We start from the raw sequence: 18,284 nt of genomic DNA, 5'->3' as shown, positions 1-18,284 counted from the left end.
GCGCACGCTTTGGGCACTTGCACGACGCCGGAACTCAGGCCCGGGCGATGACCTCGCCGTTCGGAATAAGGAACCAGCCGTCGTCAGTGGAACCCCAGCGGTGCCAGCCGGCCGAGATGCGCGTGAGGTCCGCTTCGTGGGCGAAGCCGTACTCGAGGGCCTGTTCTGCGAACGCGGAATGCAGCACGCGTTCGCCCCACACCCTGGCCTGCCAGCGGCGCTGCTGCCCGGTGGCGTACAGCCAGTTGCTGCTGGTGGGCGCCACGTCCGTGAAGCCGGCGGCCTGGGCCCACGAAACGAGCCGGCGGCCGGCGTCGGGCTCCGCGCCGTTCCGGCGCGCGATCCGCTGGTAGAGCTCCATCCACTCGTCGAGTTCCGGAATGGCGGGGTACCAGCTCATGCCGTGGAAATCGGCATCACGGACGGCGACGATGCCGCCGGGCCTGGCAACGCGCCGCATCTCGCGCAGGGCCTCCACCGGATCGGTCAGGTGCTGCAGGACCTGGTGGGCGTGGACCACGTCGAAGGTGTCGTCCTCGAATTCAAGGTCGTAGATGTTGCCCGCCACGAACTCCACATTCCCAACACCACGGTCGGCTGCCAGCTCGCGGGCGTGGGCGATCACGTCGGGGGAGCGGTCCAGTCCTGTCACATGTCCCGGAGCCACCAGCAGCGCGAAGTCGCACGTGATACTGCCGGGCCCGCATCCGACGTCGAGCACCGAGACGCCCGGCGTGAGGTGCGGGAGGACGAACGCGGCGGAATTCTCCGCCGTCCGTGCGGCGTGTGCCCGGACCACGGACTCGTGGTGGCCGTGGGTGTAGACGTCTTCCGGCTGCTGCGTGCTCATAGGGAAACGCTACTCCTACTCAGCACTTCGGGACTGTAGCCTCCGGGCTGTTGTCGTCCGCCGTTATGGCTCGCTGTTATGGCGCGCCGGAGGCTTCCTGGCTGGCCTCGACCGTGGCGGCGATCATCGCGTCCATGAACCGGGCGGCCGTCTCAAGTTCCTGCTCCGTGAACGCGGCCATGGCCTTGTCCATCCGGCGGGCGAGAGGCAGGAACATGGCGGAGCCGTCGCGGTATGCCTTGTCCGTCATCCGGAGCTGCACCTGGCGCCGGTCCCGCCCCTCGCGCTCGCGGACCAAATGCCCTGAGCCGCACAGCCGGTCTATGAGCGCCGTGGTGGCCGGTGAGCTGAGGTTGAGTTCCTTCCGGAGCGTCCCCGGGGTCACGACATCACCGTTGGCCGCGTGCCTCATAACGGCGGCCAGGGCGTTGAGGTCGGTCCGGTGCATGTCGTTGCGCCCGCCTGCCGAGTCGACGTAGCGGTTGGCTTGAAGGGTGAACTCCTGGAGCAGCCGGATCAGGGGATGCTGGGCTCCCGGACCCATGGGGACCGGGCCTGTGGGGGCCGGACCGCCGGGCTGCCCGGCGGTGGGGCGCTTCTCTGCCATGGCTGCCTCCTCTCTCCTCGCTCCCGCCTACCGGAGTTTACAGCCCGCCCCTTCGTGGCTCGCTGGCGAACAAGGACTATTTATCTCCATAGTAGAGATAGTTTATGATCGAATCACTATTGACAGCGCACCCAAACAGTCGCCGCGCCCAGGAGGTCATTCATATGCACCAGGCAGTCCGTACACCGAACGTTGCGTTCTGGATCCGGTGGCTCATTCCCGTGGTCCTGGTGGTTGGCTGGGTCGCCATTGCAGGAGTTGGCGGGCCCACGTTCGGCAGGCTGGACGAGGTCTCGTCCAACGACCAGGCGTCCTTCCTCCCGACGGGAGCCGAGGCCACGGAGGCCCGTGAGTGGCAGCAAAAATTCCAGGACGCCGGCGAGGTGCCGGCCGTCGTCGTGATTGAAAGCCCCGGCACCCTCACCCCCTCGCAGCTGGGCGCGGCCGCCGGCCTCAAAACCAGGATTGAGGACCTTGGCGTGGGCAGTACGGTGGCGGGGCCGGTTCCCTCGGAGGATCGGAAGGCCGTGCAGTTCATCGTCTCCGTTGCCGCGGCTGAGCCGGCCGAGGCCGTTGAGGAGCTGCGCAGTGCGGTCAGCGCTGGCGCTCCGGACGGCACGCAGACGTATGTCACCGGGCCTGCCGGGCTCGCGGCCGACCTCACCGGGGCCTTTGCCGGCATCGACGGCATCCTGCTGCTCGTGGCGCTGGCTGCGGTCTTTGTCATCCTGCTGGTTGTCTACCGTTCCCTGTTGCTGCCTTTCGCGGTGCTGCTGACATCGGTGTTTGCCCTGTGCGCGGCGATCCTGTTGGTATTCGGGATGGCGAAGGCCGGCTGGATCCAGCTCAACGGCCAGAGCCAGGGCATCCTTTCCATCCTGGTGATCGGTGCCGCCACAGACTACGCGCTGCTCTATGTGGCGCGCTTCCGTGAGGCGCTCCAGCACACGGCCAACCGCACAGCCGCAGCCCTTGCCGCCTGGCGGGCATCCTTCGAGCCGATTCTGGCATCCGGCGCCACCGTGGCCATCGCACTGCTGTGCCTGCTGTTTTCCGACCTCAACTCCAACAAGGCGCTGGGACCCGTAGCGGCCGCCGGAATCGTCTGCTCGCTTTTCGCGGCGCTGACCCTGCTCCCGGCCTTCGCCGCGCTCCTCGGGCGGTCCGCCTTCTGGCCGTTCCGGCCGAAACTGCAGCCGGCCGATGCGCGCGGGCCGGAACTCGTCACCGGGCTGGAAGGCCAGAAGGGGCTGTGGCGTGCAACCGGCACGCTGGTGCGGCGGCGTCCCCGCACCGTGTGGGTGATATCTGTGCTGCTGCTCGTCGCGGCCTCGGCCGGGATCCTGCAGCTGAAGGCCAACGGTGTGCCGCAGGCCGCCGTCATCCTCAGTGCGTCCAATGCCGTCGACGGGCAGGAAGCGCTGGCTCGCCACTTCGACGCCGGCAGCGGCAGCCCGGCGGTCATCGTCTCCAGCCAGGCGAAGGCGGACGGGGTCCTCGAAGCAGTGAAGGCCACGGACGGGGTAGGGGCCGCCTACCTTCTGGCGGAAGGCAGCGTACCGATCACCGGCGCGCCGGGAGCGCCCACCGTTCCGGCCGTGCGCGACGGCAAGGTGCTCATCAACGCCACCCTCGACTCCGCGGCCGATTCCGATGCCGCCGAGAACACTGTGGCTGCCATGCGGAAGAGCGTCGTGCAGACGGATCCCGGGGCCCTGGTCGGCGGCGTGACCGCCACTGCGCTGGACACCAACGCCACCGCCCAGCGGGACCTGGCCACCATCATCCCGGTGGTCCTCGCCGTCATCCTGGTGATCCTCATGCTGCTGCTCCGGTCCGTCCTCGCGCCCGTCCTTCTGGTCGCCTCGGTGGTTCTTTCCTACGCGGCGGCCATGGGCGTTTCCGCCCTGGTGTTCAACCATGTCTTCGGTTTCCCCGGGGCAGACGCCACAGTTCCGCTGTTCGGCTTCGTGTTCCTGGTGGCACTGGGCGTGGACTACAACATCTTCCTCATGAGCCGGGTCCGCGAGGAATCACTGAAGCACGGGACGCGGCCCGGGATCCTGCGCGGCCTTGGAGTGACCGGCGGGGTGATCACCTCGGCCGGAGTGGTTCTGGCGGCCACGTTTGCGGCCCTGGGCGTCATTCCCATCATGTTCCTGGTGCAGCTGGCCTTCATCGTGGCCTTCGGCGTGCTGCTGGATACCGTTCTGGTGCGCTCGCTCCTGGTTCCGGCCCTGGCCTACGACCTGGGCCGGCGCATCTGGTGGCCGGGCAAGCTGGCCCGGCACGATGGGCAGGCAGAGCCCGGCAGGGCCCCTGTTGCTGTCCGCGCCGGCTGAGTAGACTGCGACTGCGCCGGGACCAGGCGCGCCAGTCCTTTCGAAGGAGTGATCAATCGATGACCGAAAACAGTGAGTCCGGCACTCAGGGCAAGGCCCACACGAGCTCCAGGAATCCGGCGCTCGAGGGTGAGGGCGGCCAGTACGTAGAGGGCGATTACGGCGATGCCGGCGCAGCCGGGGGTGAGTCCGCCGCCGAGCCGGAAGGCGAATACGCGGCTGGGGACTATGGTGACGCGGGAACGGTTGAGTCTGCCGCGCAGGTGGACGAGGGCGAGTATCCGGAAGGCGACTACGGCCGGGCCGGAACCGTTGGCCAGGAGCTTCCCGGGGATGAAGAAGGCGAGTACCCCGAGGGCGACTATGGTGCCGCCGGAACCGCCCCCAAAGGCGGCGCCGCCGAAGACCTGAAGGATGAGCTGATCGACGGCCAGGTCAATGCGCCCCGGAATGACGACGGCGGCCGCTCCTCAGGCGGGTAAGGCGGCAGTTCACGCTGGGCGAAACCCGGCTCCCGCCGTCGGGCAAGCCCCTGGTTTTTCGCGGATTTTCCGCGGAAAAGCGGGGGCTTCTCTGTGCCCGTCAGCCGCTTGGACACAAAGTTGAGCGCACTTGACTCAACTTCAGATTGACTTAAATTCCGGGCTGAGTAAAGTTGAGTTCAGATCGCTCAAGGAGTGGGCGAACCCCAAGTTTCCAAGGAAAGAAGGAAGCAACACATGTCACGTGCAGTAGGTATCGACCTCGGAACCACCAACTCCGTTGTCTCCGTTCTTGAAGGTGGCGAGCCCACCGTTATTGCCAACGCCGAGGGCGGCCGCACCACGCCGTCAGTCGTTGCGTTCTCCAAGTCCGGTGAGGTCCTGGTCGGCGAAATCGCCAAGCGCCAGGCCGTCAACAACATCGAGCGCACCATCGCCTCCGTCAAGCGCCACATGGGCACGGACTGGAAGGTCGACATCGATGGCAAGAAGTACACCGCCCAGGAAATCTCCGCCCGCGTCCTGATGAAGCTGAAGAACGACGCCGAGTCCTACCTCGGCGAAAAGGTCACCGACGCTGTGATCACCGTTCCGGCCTACTTCAACGACGCCGAGCGCCAGGCCACCAAGGAAGCCGGCGAAATCGCCGGCCTGAACGTCCTGCGCATCGTCAACGAGCCCACCGCAGCCGCCCTGGCCTACGGCCTGGACAAGGGCAAGGAAGACGAGCTCATCCTGGTCTTCGACCTCGGTGGCGGCACGTTCGACGTCTCCCTGCTGGAAGTCGGCAAGGACGAGGACGACTTCTCCACCATCCAGGTCCGCGCCACCGCCGGTGACAACCGCCTCGGCGGCGACGACTGGGACAACCGCGTCGTCGAGTACCTGCTCAACCAGCTCAAGGTCAAGGGCATCGACCTGTCCAAGGACAAGATCGCCCTGCAGCGCCTCCGCGAAGCCGCCGAGCAGGCCAAGAAGGAACTCTCCTCCTCCACCAGCACCAACGTCTCGCTCCAGTACCTCTCCGTCACCCCTGACGGCCCGGTCCACCTGGACGAGCAGCTGACCCGCGCCAAGTTCCAGGACCTGACCAAGGACCTGCTCGAGCGCACCAAGAAGCCGTTCCACGACGTCATCAAGGAAGCCGGCATCAAGCTGTCCGACATCGACCACATCGTGCTCGTCGGTGGCTCCACCCGCATGCCCGCCGTCTCCGACCTCGTGAAGGAACTGGCCGGCGGCAAGGAGCCCAACAAGGGCGTCAACCCGGACGAGGTTGTTGCTGTTGGTGCTGCCCTGCAGGCCGGCGTGCTGAAGGGTGAGCGCAAGGACGTTCTCCTGATCGACGTCACCCCGCTGTCCCTCGGCATCGAAACCAAGGGCGGTGTCATGACGCACCTGATCGAGCGCAACACGGCCATCCCCACCAAGCGGTCCGAGACCTTCACCACGGCAGACGACAACCAGCCGTCCGTGGCCATCCAGGTCTTCCAGGGCGAGCGTGAGTTCACCCGCGACAACAAGCCGCTGGGCACGTTCGAACTGACCGGCATCGCCCCGGCTCCCCGCGGCGTCCCGCAGGTCGAGGTCACCTTCGACATCGACGCCAACGGCATCGTGCACGTCTCCGCGAAGGACAAGGGCACCGGCAAGGAACAGTCCATGACCATCACCGGCGGCACCGCGCTCTCCAAGGAAGACATCGACCGCATGGTCAAGGACGCCGAGGAGCACGCAGCCGAGGACAAGGCACGCCGCGAGGCCACCGACACCCGGAACACCGCCGAGCAGCTCGCCTACTCCGTGGACAAGCTGATCGCCGACAACGCCGACAAGCTGCCGGAAGAGGTCAAGACCGAGGTCCAGGCCGACGTCGACGAGCTCAAGAAGGCCCTCGAAGGCACCGATGACGCCGCCGTGAAGTCCGCGTTTGAGAAGCTGCAGGCTTCCCAGACCAAGCTCGGCGAGGCCATCTACTCCCAGGCCGGTTCCCCGGACGGTGCCACCGGCGCTGCAGGTGCCGAAGGTGCCCAGGCCGGCGGAAGCAAGGCTGACGAGGATATCGTCGACGCCGAGATCGTTGACGAAGAAGAGAAGAAGTAACCATGCCGCACCACGGTAACGAAGAAGAGCACAACTCTTCCCGCGACCAGAGCAGCAAACGCGACGAACCGGTCATCCGGGACCACCGCAAGGTGGACCCGGTGACCGGGGAAGCCCGCCACCAGCAGGGTGAGCAGGCAGCCTCCGCCGCTGCAGCGGATTCCGACGGCGACGCCCTCGCCCAGGCTGAGGAAATCCTCAACCAGGTCGAGGTGCCCGCAGAGGAATCCGTGGCACAGGGCACCGAGGCCGCGGCGGCGGCGGAGCTGAAGAACGACCTGCTCCGCCTGCAGGCCGAATACGTCAACTACCGCAAGCGCGTCGAACGCGACCGTGCCGTGGCAGGGGAGATGGCCGTCATCGGCGTCCTGAACTCCCTCCTGCCGGTGCTGGACGACGTCGACGCCGCCCGCCAGCACGGTGACCTCGCGGACGGCCCGTTCGCCGCGATCGCCACCAAGCTGGAGAACGCGCTGAAGACGTACGGCCTGACCCGCATCGATGAGACCGGCGTGGAGTTCGATCCGACCATCCACGAGGCCCTCATCCAGCAGCCCGGCGAGGACATCGAGGTTGACACGGTCAGCCAGGTGCTCCGCTCCGGCTACAAGTCCGGCGAAAGGGTCCTCCGCGCGGCACAGGTAATCGTCGCGGTGCCTGCGTAGCATTACCCCATCGAGATGGCAGTTCGCGGCAGTGGTTCGAAGGAACATTGCCGTGGACTGCCATCTCGGCTCAGAGATTTGAAAGGAAACGCCATTGGCTAGCCAGGACTGGGTGGACAAGGACTTTTATAAGATCCTTGGTCTTGCCAAGGACGCTTCCGACGCTGACATTAAGAAGGCTTACCGGAAGCTTGCGCGGCAGTACCACCCTGATACGAACTCCGGGGACTCTGCTGCGGAGAAGAAGTTCAAGGACATTTCCGAGGCTTACTCCGTGCTGTCCGATCCCGACGAGCGGCAGCAGTATGACGCCATCCGTGCCATGGGCGGCGGCGCACGCTTTGCCCCGCACGGCGCGGGAAGCACGGCGAACGGCGGCTTCGAAGACCTCTTCGGCGGCCTGTTCACCGGTGGCGGCGGACGGCACTCCGGCGGGTTCAGCACCGCCGGCGGTGTTCCGCCCGAGTTTGCAGACCTGTTCGGCGGCGGCTTCGGCGGCGGCCCGGCCGGGTACCAGCGCGCGCCCCAGAAGGGCGCTGACCGGACGGCCAGCACCAGCATCTCCTTCGCCGGATCCATCCGCGGCACCACGATTGGCCTGCGCGAACCTGACGGTGAGGTCATCGACGTCCGGGTGCCCGCGGGCATCAAGGACGGCCAGAAGGTGCGCGTCCGCGGCAAGGGCCAGTACGGCCCGGCGGGCAACGGCGACCTCCTGGTCACCGTCAACGTCAAGCCCCATGACTTTTACACGCGCGACGGCGACAACCTCCGGATCCACGTGCCCGTCAGCTTCCCGGAGGCTGCTTTGGGCGCCGACATCGAGGTTCCCACGATCGACGGCGAACATGTCCGCGTCCGCGTTCCCGCCGGCACCCCGTCGGGGCGCACCCTCCGCGTAAAAGGCCGCGGCGTGAAGACGTCGAAGGGCACCGGGGACCTGCTGGTGACCATCGACGTCGCCGTTCCGCAGAACCTGAGCAAGGAAGCCGAGGAGGCCGTGAAAGCATTCGCAGCCGCCACCGCCGGCGCAGACGTCCGCCAGGGCCTGGCAGCCAAGGCCCGGCTGTAGCGACGGGTGCCGGCCGTGGACATCAATTTCGATCAGCCGATCTTCGTCATCTCGGTGGCCGCCGAGCTCGCCGACATGCACCCGCAGACCCTCCGCCAGTACGACCGGCTGGGCATCGTCTCGCCCAGCCGGGCACCGGGCAAGTCCCGCCGGTACTCCCAGCGGGACGTCAACCGGCTCCGCGAGGTACAGCGGCTGTCCCATGAGGGCGTTTCGCTCGAGGGAATCAAGCGCATCCTTGAACTGGAAAACCAGGTGGCCGCACTGCAGCACCGGGTGAGTGAACTGACCGAGGAGCTGTCCCGCCGTCGTGAGCCTTTGGAATCCCGGATCTTCGCCGCCGGCACCGCCGGCGATGTGGTGAGCCTGGCGCGCGGCCAGCGGCCGCGCGCCCGTTCGCAGGCCGTTGTGGTGTGGCGTCCCCGGGGCGAGGTCTAGTCATTCCTTACTAGCCCCCGCCCATTGCCAGAAGCAGGCGCTGTGCCAAAAATAGGGTGCAGGCCGGAACGGGGTCACCAGCCGCAATGCCGCGGTCCCGGCTCCCTGGCGGAAGGGACGCAGTGTCATGACCTATATCAAGGACTTTGACCAGCTGGGACGCGGCGATCTGGACGAGGCAGGCGGCAAGGGAGCCAACCTCGGCGAGCTGGCCAGGGCCGGTTTCCCGGTCCCGCCGGGCTTCGTCCTTACCACTGCCGCCTACCAGGACTTCGTCAACGCCAACGGCATCGCCGGCCGCATCCTGGAACTGGCGGCCCTGCCGGCGGACGCTTCCAATGACGACTATGAGGCCGCCGCGGGACACATCCGGGACCTTTTCGCCGAGGGCATGCTGCCCGAGGAGATCGGAAGCGAACTCCGCGCAGCCTACCTGCAGTTGGGCCAACACATGGCCGCCACAGGAGAAGACTCCGGCGCAGATGCCGGCGGTGAGCCACGGGTGGCAGTGCGTTCCTCGGCCACCGCGGAGGACCTCGCCTCCGCCAGCTTCGCCGGCCAGCAGGACACATACCTGAACGTCACCGGGCCGGACGCCGTGGCCGCCGCGGTCATCGACTGCTGGGCGTCCCTGTGGAATGCCCGCGCCATGGCCTACCGCTCACGGAACCGCATCGATCCCTCCCACTTGAGGCTCGCCGTCGTGATCCAGGAGATGGTCGACGCCGATGCTGCCGGCGTGCTGTTCACCGCAGATCCCGCTACAGGCCGCCGTGACCAGGCGATGATCAGCGCCGCCTGGGGGCTGGGCGAATCAGTGGTCAGCGGCGCCGTCACCACCGACGACATTGTGGTGGATTCGGCCACGGGCAAGGTGGCCCAGCGCCGGACGGCGGACAAGGACGTGATGACCGTCTTCACCCGGTCCGGCACCACTGAGCAGCCCGTGCCCGACGAGAAGCGCCGGCAGGCCGTGCTCGACGACGATGCGGCAGCCGCGCTGGGCCGCCACGGAACCGCGATCGCAAACCACTTCGGGGTGCCCCAGGACATCGAGTGGGCGCAGGCTTCCGGTGAATTTTTCATCCTCCAGGCACGCCCCATCACCGCCCTGCCCGAGCCATCCGCCGCGGCCCCCCGGGAGTGGCCGCTGCCCTATCCGAACGGGATGTACTTCCGCGCCAGCATCGTTGAGCAGCTGCCGGACCCGCTTTCACCCCTGTTCGCGGACATGATCGACGGCGCCGTGGTGCGGTCCCTGAATGCTTTGCTGGGCGAGGCATTCGGCAAGAACGTGGTCCGGCCCGGTGACGTTTCCCTGCCCACCGTCAACGGCTACGCGTACTACTACTACAGCAACTCCGGAATGCGGCGGGTCATGGGCCAGTCCCTGACGGCCATGCGCGCACTCGCCCGGGGCAAGGCCCATATGGGAATCGAGGGCTGGCGCGACCACTCGCACCCGAAGTACCGCGGAATCGTGAAGTCCTGGGCGGCCAAACCGCCGTCGGACCGTCCGGCCCCCGAGCTGTTGGAGGGCATCTGTGCGCTGCTGGATGCGGGCGCCGCGTATTACACAGCCGTGCAGTCCATCATCCCCATCGCCGCCACCAGCGAGATCATGCTCCGGAGCTACTACGACAAGCTGGTCCGGCGGCCCGGTGACCCGTCAGCGGAGGTCTTCCTCCTCGGCTACGACAGCGAGCCCATCCGCGCCGAGAAATCCCTGTACGACCTCGCGGTCTGGACCCGTGAGCGGCCGCAGCTTGCAGCCGCCGTCACGGAAGGAACAGGGGCCGGCATCGCCGAAGCCCTCCGCGCCGGCACGCCTCCCCCAGGCAACGGAGCCGCAGCTGTGGAGCCGGAGCAGTGGGCGGAGTGGCGTTCCCGCCTCCAGCGGCACCTGGACCGTTACGGTCACGCCGTCTACAACCTTGACTTCGTCAACCCCGTGCCGGCCGACGATCCGTCCGCGCTGCTGGAGACCCTGAAGTACTTTGTGCGGGGCGAGGGCAAGGATCCGCACCAGCGCCAGCAGCTGTCCGCCGACCGGCGGGAGGACCACGCCCGGCTGGTCAGCGAGAGGCTGGGTCCCCGCCGTCGCGCCGTTTTCCGCAAGCTCCTGCGGTGGGCGCAGCAAGCGGCGCCGGTCCGGGAGGACGCGCTGGCAGACGTCGGACTGGCCTGGCCGCTGATGCGCCGGATGCTGCTGGAACTGGGGGAGCGGCTCACCGCCTCGGGCGTCATCGCCGTCCCGGCCGACATCTTCTGGCTCCGCCTGGACGAGCTCCGCAACGCCATCGACTTTGGCCTGGCCGCGCCGGGAACAGCGATCACGGGCACTGACCGCCCGGCGCGGGCAGATGCCGTTGAGCAGCGCAAAATGCTGTGGCGGGGCCAGCGGAAGGCAGCTGCCCCGCAGTTGCTGCCGCAGAGCCGGTGGATGGAACGGGCATTCGGCAGCATGATGCCGGCGCGCACGCTGCAGCAGGCCGGGGACGTCATTACCGGCGTCGGCGCGAGCTCCGGGCAGGTGAGTGCGCCTGCCCGGCTGCTGCACGGCCCCGACGACTTCGGCAGTATGAGGCCCGGCGAGGTGCTGGTGGCGCGCATGACCACGCCGGCGTGGACGCCGCTGTTTGCGATGGCGTCGGGCGTCGTCACGGACGTTGGCGGCCCGCTGAGCCACAGCTCGATCGTCGCCCGGGAGTACGGCATTCCCGCCGTTCTGGGCACTGGCGTTGCCACCCAGCGGGTATCCAGCGGACAGAAGATCAAGGTCGACGGCGATGCCGGCACCGTTACCCTCGACGGTTCCGGTGTCACGGAGGGTGGCCGGGCAATCGACGGCAACAGCTGACGCGGCGTGGCCGTTGGGCCGTTCCACCGTGGTGCGTTTCCAGGCTCCGCTTTCAGCTCCGACCGGTTTTCCACACGGGTCCGGTTTCCACATGGGCCCGGTTTTACACATAGACCAGGTGCAGCGTCGTTTTTCTTACGGGCCGGTGGCATGCTCGATGCATGAACAGTGGTGTGGCTGTTGCGGAGGTGTTGGAGGCTATTGCTGCCTCTGCCTTGGCGATGGCTGCCGAGGTCCGCGGGGCCGCTGACGTCGGTTTGGAGTCGGTGCCGGATCCCGTTGATCCTTTGGGGGAGCAGGCGACTGTGTGCCTGGACGGTTTGACCGGGGTGGCGGGGATGGAGGCCCGGCTTGCGGCTGTGAAGGTGGATCTCGTTGCCGGGTACGTCACGGCGGACGCGGCCATGGCGGTCCCGGGCAATAGCCCGCAGGATGCGGCCATTCGGCAGATGGCGGTGAGGGCGGAGGTGGCTGGTGCGCTGACCATCAGCGAAGGCGCTGCCGAGCGGTTGCTGGTGGAAGCGGGCCTGCTGACCACGGAACTGCCGGTGACTCTTGCCGCGTTGCAGGCGGGAAGCATTTCGTGGCAGCATGCCCGGATCATGTGTGATGAGACCGACGGGCTGTCACCGGGAGCGGCCGCGGCGTTTGAGGCCCACTTTCTGGACCCGGACGCTCCCGGCGCGGCGCGGGGCTGCTTTGCGGGGGAGTTGGCACCGGCGAGGTTCCGGGCCAAGGCCCGGTACTGGCGGGAACGGCACCACCAGGACAGCATCGAAGCCCGGCACCAGCACAGCGTGAAGGACCGGCGGCTGGAGTACACCCCGGACCGGGACGGCATGGCCTGGCTCTCGGCCTACCTCCCAGCGGACCAGGCCGCCGGGATCTGGAACCGGACCACCGCCGGGGCGCGTGCCCTCCAAGGCCCCACCGAAACCCGCACGCTCACCCAGCTCCGGGCCGATGTCTTTTCCACCTGGCTGCTCAGACCACGCCACGGAGAACAGGGGGCCCACGGATCAGACGGAATTGGCGTAGCAGAGGGAAGAGCCGCAATAGACGGTGCGCCGGCAGGCTCCGGACACGCAAGCTCCCGGCCGGCGGGATCCCTGCCCCCGGGCAGTGTCCCGGCAGGTGACGCCACAACCGGCTCCGCCCTCACTGGTGATGTGCTGACCGGTGATGTCCTCGCTGGTGGTGTGCTGACCGGTGAGGTGCCGTCCCCGGCAGCGCAGGTGCTGGTCACAGTTCCGGTGTTCGCGCTGCTCGGCATGACGGACGAGCCCGCCACCCTGGATGGGTACGGGCCGATCCCGGCCTCGATGGCCCGCCGGCTCGTCGCCGACGGCGCCACGTCGTTCCTCCGCGTCCTGACCGACCCGCGGGACGGGGCACCGCTGGAGATCGGACGCACCAGCTACCGGCTCACCAAACCCATGCGCCACTGGCTCCGCCTCCGCGACGCCAAGTGCTCGTTCCCCGGCTGCAGCAACCATTCCCTGGACAACGATGCCGACCACATTCTTGCCTGGGCAGCCGGCGGCGGCACCGGCGTGGCCAACCTCGGCCAGCCCTGCCCCAAGCACCACCGGCTCAAACACGCCACCGCGTGGAGACCGGTCGGCGCCACCAAGGACACGCCACCCGGCTGGATCTCACCGGCCGGGCGTCACTACCCGGCCGAACACCAGGACTGGGAACCACCCACCTGGCCAGATGGTTTTGGGCCCGGGAACTTTGACCCGGGCAACTTTGGACCCGGGAACTCTGACCCCGTCAACTTTGGGCTAGCCCACTTTGAGCCGGAGAATTTTGACCCGAACAACTTTGAGCCGGGCAACTTCGGGCCTGATGGTGTCGAGCCGGATATAGCCGACAACCTTGGTCCGCCCCTGCCTCCCGAGCCTGCCTGTGAATGGCCTGACTGGCCTCCGCCCGCCGCAGCGTAGGGGCGTGTCGCGGACTCTGCTGGCTGCTTATCAGCGCTTTTCGGCAAGGCCCTGCCACGCCAGCATCTTCCCGGCGCCGGCTCTTTACCGAGCGAGCCTTCTACCGCGCCAGCCTTTCGACTGTTGCAGTTTTCTAGGGCGTCAGCGTCCGGATCGCGGAGCCGTCCAGCCAAGCCTTCACGTCCTCGAGCGCGCCGCCGAAGAACGCCCGGTAACTGGCGTCGGTGACGTATCCCAGGTGCGGGGTCAGCAGGGTACGGGGAACTTCAAGGAGGGGGTGGCCAGACGGCAGGGGCTCCTGGTCGAACACGTCGAGCGCCGCCCCTCGGATCCACCCCTCCTGCAGCGCGGTGACCAGCGCCCCCTGGTCCACCAGCGGACCGCGGGCCGTATTCACCAGCACGCCGTCGGGACCGAGGAGGCGCAGTTCGCGTTCCCCGACTGTGCCCTCTGAACGCGCCGACAACCGCAAATGGAGGGACACGACGTCGGACTCCCGGAACAGCTCATCCTTGGTGACCTTGCGGACACCCGCCGCGGCGGCGGCCTCTTCGGTCAGGTTCTGACTCCAGGCCAGCACGTCCATCCCGAAGGCACGACCGTAGCCCGCAATGCGCGTCCCGATCTTCCCCAGTCCCACAATGCCGAGGGTCTTGCCGGACAATTCGAAGCCGACGCCGGTCTGCCACCGCCCGCCGCGCAGTGCGGCTTCCTCCTGTGTCAGGTTCCGGGCGAAGGCCAGCAGCAGCGCCCACGTCAGTTCGGGCGCGGCGGCGGGGGAGCCGCCCGTTCCGCAGACGGTGATCCCCAGACGTGCTGCCGCTTCCACGTCGATCGAGGCATTGGCGGCGCCCGTGGTGACGAGTAGTTTCAGCCTGGGAAGCTTTTCGAGGATCCGGCCGGGAAACGGTGTCCGCTCCCGCATGGCAATAACGATGTCAAAGTCCTGCAGCGCTGCCACAACATCTGCCTCGGCGGCGATGTGCTGACTGATTGCCGTGACGGTGACGCCGCGCTCCTCCAGGGAGCTCCAATCGGCGTACCTGTGGGCCACACGCTGGTAATCGTCGAGAATCGCGAGCTGGTGCATGCTGTCCTTCTGCGGTGAAATGAGACTGTGCTTAAGCCAAGGAGGCAGGGACCCGCCAGAGCGGGCCCCTGCCTCCTGAGGCTAGTCGAGTAGTGCGGCCGGATGCGGTTGCCGGGCCGCGGGTTGCCGCGCCGCGGGCTGCCGGGCCATAGATACCCGGCCCGTAAACCAGCCGGGTGAACTCAGCCCGCCTTGACGGCCAGCACTGGGCAGGACGCCTCCAGCAGAATCTGCTGGGCCGTGCTCCCCATGATCAGCTTGCCCACGGGGGTCCGCTTCCGGAGGCCGATCACGATGAGGTCGGCGCGGTACTTCTCCGCGGCCTCCAGAACTTCGTTGGCCGCATCGTTGCCGCGGACCGGCTGCAGCACCAGATGCTCAATCCCTTCCTTTTCCAGGCGTTCAGTCACCTCGTTGATGTCCGCCGCCTGGGCGTACCGTTTGTCCACGATGGCGTCACCGCGCGAGGAGTTGATGATGACCAGCCGGCTTTGGCTCTTGTGCGCCTCCGTGATGGCACGGTCCAGGGCGGCGGTCCCTTCAGCGGTGGGGACGTAGCCGACGATGATGCTCACGGGTTCTCCTGTCGGTGGTTGGCGTGGTTGCCGTCGTTTGCATGGGCGGCACCCGCTCCGCGGCGGCCGGCAGCAGCAGGAGCCTCAACTGTGGGGGAAAGATAGGATCCGGCTCCGGGTTCCTCAACCGGCGGCGCGGCAGCAGGTCCCGCAGCCGGTCCGTCAACCGCGGGCCCGCCGGCCGTGGCCAGTGCGGCTGGCCGCGGCCGCAGCCGGCGCCAGAGCTTCATCAGAAGCGGCCAGAGGAGGACCAGGGCAACAATGATGTAAACCACGACGGCGATCGGTTCGCTCCAAAGGCCGGACACGTCACCGGCGCTCAGCTGCAGAGTCTGGCGCAGCTGCTTCTCCAGGCGCGGTCCAAGGATCACGCCGAGGATGAGCGGCAGGACGGGCAGCCCGTACCGGCGCATCATGAAGCCGAGCGCGCCCAGGACCAGCAGGATCGCCAGGTCGAAGGCCTGCAGATTGACCGAGTAGGCGCCCAGTGTGGCGAAGAAGAGGATGCCGGCGTACAGGTAGGGCCGGGGCAGGCGGAGCAGCTTTGCCCAGACGGGTGCCAGGGGCAGGTTGACCAGCAGCAGCAGGAAGTTGCCGATAAACAGGCTGGCGATTAGGGCCCACACTAGGGGGCCTTCGTTTTCGAACAGCAGCGGACCCGGCTGGATGCCGAACTGCACGAACGCAGCGAGCATGACGGCCGCCGTCGCGTTGGTGGGCAAACCCAGAGCCAGCATGGGGGTCAGCGTTCCCGCCGCGGCGGCGTTGTTCGCAGCCTCCGGGCCGGCGACGCCTTCGATGGCGCCCTTGCCGAACTCCTCCGGGTGCTTGGTCAGCCGCTTCTCCGTGACGTAGGAGAGGAACGTGGGGATCTCGGCGCCACCGGCCGGCAGTGCCCCAAAGGGGAAGCCGAACGCGGTACCGCGCAGCCACGGCTTCCAGGACCGCTTCCAGTCCTTTTTGCCCATCCAAGGCGTGCCCACCGGAATGATCTGCAGCGGTGTGCGGCGCAGGTGCGCCGCCACCCAGAGGGCTTCACCGACGGCGAAGATCGCCACCGCGACCACCACGACGTCGAGCCCGTCGGCCAGCAGCGGCAGGCCGAAGGTGAGGCGGGCCTGGCCGGAAACGATGTCCAGGCCTACGAGGCCGATCGCCAGACCGAGCCCGAGGGAGGCGAAACCGCGCAGCCGGGACGAACCCAGGACGGCGGTGACTGCCAGGAGGGCCAGGACCATGATGGCGAAGTAACTGGGCGAACCCAGGCTCACGGCGAACTTGACCACGATCGGTGCGAAGACCACCAGGAGGGTGGTGCCGATGGTGCCGGCGATGAACGATCCGATGGCCGCCGTCGCCAGCGCCTGGGCCGCTTTTCCGGCCTTGGCCATCATGTTGCCCTCGATCGCGGTGATCACCGAGGAGGATTCGCCGGGGGTGTTGAGCAGAATCGAGGTCGTCGAGCCGCCGTACATGCCGCCGTAGTAGATGCCGGCAAACATGATGAAGGCACTGGTCGGTTCAAGGACGGACGTCACCGGAAGCAGCAGGGCCACGGTCATGGCCGGGCCGATGCCGGGCAGGACGCCGACGGCGGTGCCCAGGAGGACGCCGATGAAGGCGTACAGGAGGTTCATGGGGGTCAGCGCCGTCGCGAACCCGTCCATGAGCGAGGACAGGATGTCCATCTAGAGAATCCCTTCAAGGAGCCCGGCCGGAAGAGCGATGCCAAGGCCGAGGTAGAAGCCGTAGAAGGTCAGCAGGGCGAGCGCCAGCGAGATCAGTCCGTCGCGGACATAGTGGCGGCTTCCCAGGGCCCAGACGCTGCCCCAGAAGAGCACCGTTCCGGAGATGACCCAGCCTGCCCAGTCAATGAGCAGGATGTTGGCGATGAAGGCGCCGGCCAGGGGGAGGACGGTCTTCCAGTCCGCCGGGTGGGTCAGGTCGACGTCTTCGCCGCCCTCGGCCTCGCCGCGGCCGCCGCGCAGGACATTCACTGCCAGCATCACTGCGCAGACCAGCAGGAGCCCGCCCACCACGATGGGCAGAGCCTTGGGTCCCACCGGGTCTGACTGGGAGTAGGGCACAACCAGGCGCAGCGCGTCGGCGAGGACCACGGCGCCGGCCACCCCGAGCAGGGCTGCAACGCCCAGCTCGGAGCGGCCTTTGAGGCGGGAGGCCAAGGAGGTCACGCCAGTCCGAGCTTCGTCAGGACATCGGCAACGCGCTTGTCCTGGTCGGCGAGGAAGGACTTGAACTCGTCACCCGTGATGAAGGCGTCGGTCCAGCCGCGCGTCTTGAGGGTTTCCTTCCAGGATGCCGACTCGTGCATCTTCTGCAGGGTGGCGATCAGGGCGTCGCGGTCGGCGTCGCTGACGCCGGGAGGGGCCACGATGCCGCGCCAGTTGGTGAAGACCAGATCGATGTTGGATTCCTTGAGGGTGGGGGCGTCCACTCCCTCAAGCCTTTTTTCACCGCTGGTCGCCAGCACGCGGATGTCACCGGACTTGATCTGCTGGATGTATTCGCCGGCTCCGGAAGCCGCGAAGCCGAGCTTGTTGCCGATGATGGCCGGGAGCAGGTCGCCGCCGCCGTCGTAGGAAACGAAGTTGACCTTCTTGGCGTCGATGCCCACGGCACCTGCGAGCTGCATCGGCAGGAGATGGTCCGGGCCGCCGGCCGAGGAGCCGCCGCCGACGCTGACCTTGGAGGGGTCCTTCTTCCAGGCAGTTACCAGATCGTCAATGGTTTTGTAGGGGGAGTCCTTGGAGACCATGATGGCGCCGGGCTCTTCAATGAGCTTGGCCAGCGGGGTGGTGTCGGTCAGCTTGGACTCGGACTTGTTGGTGTAGCTCGCGCCCACCACGCCAAGGCCCATGAGCATGGTCAGGTCGCCATTCCCCTTTTCGTTGACGATCCGGGCCAGGCCGACGGTGCCGCCGGCTCCGGCGAGGTTGAAGACCTCGGGGTTGGTGGCGAGCTTCTCGTCTTCGAGAACCTTTGCCGCGGCGCGGGCCGTGGTGTCGTACCCGCCGCCTGCGGTGTTCGGCACCATGATGCGAAGCCCTGCCAGCGGGGCGCTGCTTGCGCCGCTGGTGGCGGGGCCGGAGTTGGTCTTGCCGGTTGCTCCGCAGCCTGACGCCATCAGGGCGATGCCTGCGGCTACTGCGGCCACGCGCAGTGCGCTCATTCCGCGCATGTTGTTCCTCTTCTCGGTTGGTCCGTTGTGATCCGTGTGATCGGGGTGTGTT

15 protein-coding genes are annotated in these 18,284 nt (G+C 67.4%); 8 read left to right on the top strand and 7 right to left on the bottom strand.

The genetic code is table 11. From position 1 onward, the window contains the following. Positions 1–34 precede the first annotated feature (34 nt). Both ACFUTU_RS03350 and ACFUTU_RS03345 read right to left on the bottom strand, forming a co-directional pair. On the bottom strand, positions 35–850 hold the full coding sequence (locus tag ACFUTU_RS03350) for a methyltransferase domain-containing protein (RefSeq protein WP_377960613.1): 816 nt from the start codon (positions 848–850) through the stop codon (positions 35–37). A gap of 76 nt (positions 851–926) precedes the next feature. Continuing rightward, positions 927–1,457, bottom strand: coding sequence for a MarR family winged helix-turn-helix transcriptional regulator (locus ACFUTU_RS03345; protein ID WP_377960611.1), 531 nt, complete (start codon positions 1,455–1,457; stop codon positions 927–929). Between the two features lie 164 nt (positions 1,458–1,621). Between ACFUTU_RS03345 and ACFUTU_RS03340 the strand changes: the two genes are divergently transcribed. The 8 genes from ACFUTU_RS03340 to ACFUTU_RS03305 all read left to right on the top strand — a co-directional run bounded on the left by ACFUTU_RS03340 (position 1,622) and on the right by ACFUTU_RS03305 (position 13,368). Next, positions 1,622–3,799, top strand: a complete 2,178-nt coding sequence (locus ACFUTU_RS03340) for an MMPL family transporter (protein ID WP_377960609.1) — start codon at positions 1,622–1,624, stop codon at positions 3,797–3,799. A 59-nt stretch (positions 3,800–3,858) separates the two neighbouring features. After that, the gene (locus tag ACFUTU_RS03335) at positions 3,859–4,281 is read left to right on the top strand and encodes a hypothetical protein (RefSeq protein ID WP_377960607.1); all 423 of its coding nucleotides are present in this window, start codon (positions 3,859–3,861) and stop codon (positions 4,279–4,281) included. A gap of 237 nt (positions 4,282–4,518) precedes the next feature. Next, positions 4,519–6,384, top strand: a complete 1,866-nt coding sequence (dnaK, locus tag ACFUTU_RS03330) for a molecular chaperone DnaK (protein WP_377960605.1) — start codon at positions 4,519–4,521, stop codon at positions 6,382–6,384. Positions 6,385–6,386: 2 nt separating this feature from the next. After that, positions 6,387–7,049 (top strand): nucleotide exchange factor GrpE, encoded by a 663-nt coding sequence (locus tag ACFUTU_RS03325; protein ID WP_377960604.1) that lies wholly within the window; start codon positions 6,387–6,389, stop codon positions 7,047–7,049. Between the two features lie 94 nt (positions 7,050–7,143). Then, the gene (locus ACFUTU_RS03320; protein ID WP_377960603.1) at positions 7,144–8,121 is read left to right on the top strand and encodes a DnaJ C-terminal domain-containing protein; all 978 of its coding nucleotides are present in this window, start codon (positions 7,144–7,146) and stop codon (positions 8,119–8,121) included. A 15-nt stretch (positions 8,122–8,136) separates the two neighbouring features. Then, complete coding sequence (locus ACFUTU_RS03315; RefSeq protein ID WP_377960601.1) at positions 8,137–8,559, top strand: heat shock protein transcriptional repressor HspR; 423 nt, start codon at positions 8,137–8,139, stop codon at positions 8,557–8,559. A gap of 127 nt (positions 8,560–8,686) precedes the next feature. Continuing rightward, positions 8,687–11,419, top strand: a complete 2,733-nt coding sequence (locus ACFUTU_RS03310; protein ID WP_377960599.1) for a PEP/pyruvate-binding domain-containing protein — start codon at positions 8,687–8,689, stop codon at positions 11,417–11,419. 161 nt (positions 11,420–11,580) lie between these two features. Then, positions 11,581–13,368, top strand: a complete 1,788-nt coding sequence (locus tag ACFUTU_RS03305) for a DUF222 domain-containing protein (RefSeq protein WP_377960597.1) — start codon at positions 11,581–11,583, stop codon at positions 13,366–13,368. A gap of 133 nt (positions 13,369–13,501) precedes the next feature. Here ACFUTU_RS03305 and ACFUTU_RS03300 read toward each other — a convergent pair whose 3' ends face one another. The 5 genes from ACFUTU_RS03300 to ACFUTU_RS03280 form a co-directional block, all read right to left on the bottom strand. Continuing rightward, on the bottom strand, positions 13,502–14,458 hold the full coding sequence (locus ACFUTU_RS03300; RefSeq protein WP_377960595.1) for a D-2-hydroxyacid dehydrogenase family protein: 957 nt from the start codon (positions 14,456–14,458) through the stop codon (positions 13,502–13,504). A gap of 182 nt (positions 14,459–14,640) precedes the next feature. Beyond that, the gene (locus ACFUTU_RS03295; protein WP_377960593.1) at positions 14,641–15,033 is read right to left on the bottom strand and encodes a universal stress protein; all 393 of its coding nucleotides are present in this window, start codon (positions 15,031–15,033) and stop codon (positions 14,641–14,643) included. Beyond that, positions 15,030–16,721 (bottom strand): tripartite tricarboxylate transporter permease, encoded by a 1,692-nt coding sequence (locus ACFUTU_RS03290; protein WP_377960591.1) that lies wholly within the window; start codon positions 16,719–16,721, stop codon positions 15,030–15,032. The genes ACFUTU_RS03295 and ACFUTU_RS03290 overlap by 4 nt, the downstream gene beginning before the upstream one ends. Continuing rightward, entirely contained in the window at positions 16,722–17,225 is a 504-nt protein-coding gene (locus ACFUTU_RS03285; protein ID WP_377960589.1) for a tripartite tricarboxylate transporter TctB family protein, read from the bottom strand. After that, on the bottom strand, positions 17,222–18,232 hold the full coding sequence (locus ACFUTU_RS03280; protein WP_377960587.1) for a Bug family tripartite tricarboxylate transporter substrate binding protein: 1,011 nt from the start codon (positions 18,230–18,232) through the stop codon (positions 17,222–17,224). Before ACFUTU_RS03280 ends, ACFUTU_RS03285 begins: the two co-directional genes overlap by 4 nt. Between the last annotated feature and the right edge of the window lie 52 nt (positions 18,233–18,284).

The sequence above is a fragment of the Arthrobacter sp. NPDC057388 genome (genome assembly GCF_042668165.1).
Taxonomy (GTDB): domain Bacteria; phylum Actinomycetota; class Actinomycetes; order Actinomycetales; family Micrococcaceae; genus Arthrobacter.
The sequence above is the reverse complement of the archived record's forward strand: the minus strand, read 5'-3'. Positions and strand labels throughout refer to the sequence as shown.

What these genes read in the sequence shown, in the direction of transcription:
- ACFUTU_RS03350 (WP_377960613.1), bottom strand. Translation starts at nt 850, where the DNA reads ATGAGCACGCAGCAGCCGGAAGACGTCTACACCCACGGCCACCACGAG.
- ACFUTU_RS03345 (WP_377960611.1), bottom strand. Translation starts at nt 1,457, where the DNA reads ATGGCAGAGAAGCGCCCCACCGCCGGGCAGCCCGGCGGTCCGGCCCCC.
- ACFUTU_RS03340 (WP_377960609.1), top strand. Translation starts at nt 1,622, where the DNA reads ATGCACCAGGCAGTCCGTACACCGAACGTTGCGTTCTGGATCCGGTGG.
- ACFUTU_RS03335 (WP_377960607.1), top strand. Translation starts at nt 3,859, where the DNA reads ATGACCGAAAACAGTGAGTCCGGCACTCAGGGCAAGGCCCACACGAGC.
- dnaK (WP_377960605.1), top strand. Translation starts at nt 4,519, where the DNA reads ATGTCACGTGCAGTAGGTATCGACCTCGGAACCACCAACTCCGTTGTC.
- ACFUTU_RS03325 (WP_377960604.1), top strand. Translation starts at nt 6,387, where the DNA reads ATGCCGCACCACGGTAACGAAGAAGAGCACAACTCTTCCCGCGACCAG.
- ACFUTU_RS03310 (WP_377960599.1), top strand. Translation starts at nt 8,687, where the DNA reads ATGACCTATATCAAGGACTTTGACCAGCTGGGACGCGGCGATCTGGAC.
- ACFUTU_RS03305 (WP_377960597.1), top strand. Translation starts at nt 11,581, where the DNA reads ATGAACAGTGGTGTGGCTGTTGCGGAGGTGTTGGAGGCTATTGCTGCC.
- ACFUTU_RS03300 (WP_377960595.1), bottom strand. Translation starts at nt 14,458, where the DNA reads ATGCACCAGCTCGCGATTCTCGACGATTACCAGCGTGTGGCCCACAGG.
- ACFUTU_RS03290 (WP_377960591.1), bottom strand. Translation starts at nt 16,721, where the DNA reads ATGGACATCCTGTCCTCGCTCATGGACGGGTTCGCGACGGCGCTGACC.
- ACFUTU_RS03280 (WP_377960587.1), bottom strand. Translation starts at nt 18,232, where the DNA reads ATGCGCGGAATGAGCGCACTGCGCGTGGCCGCAGTAGCCGCAGGCATC.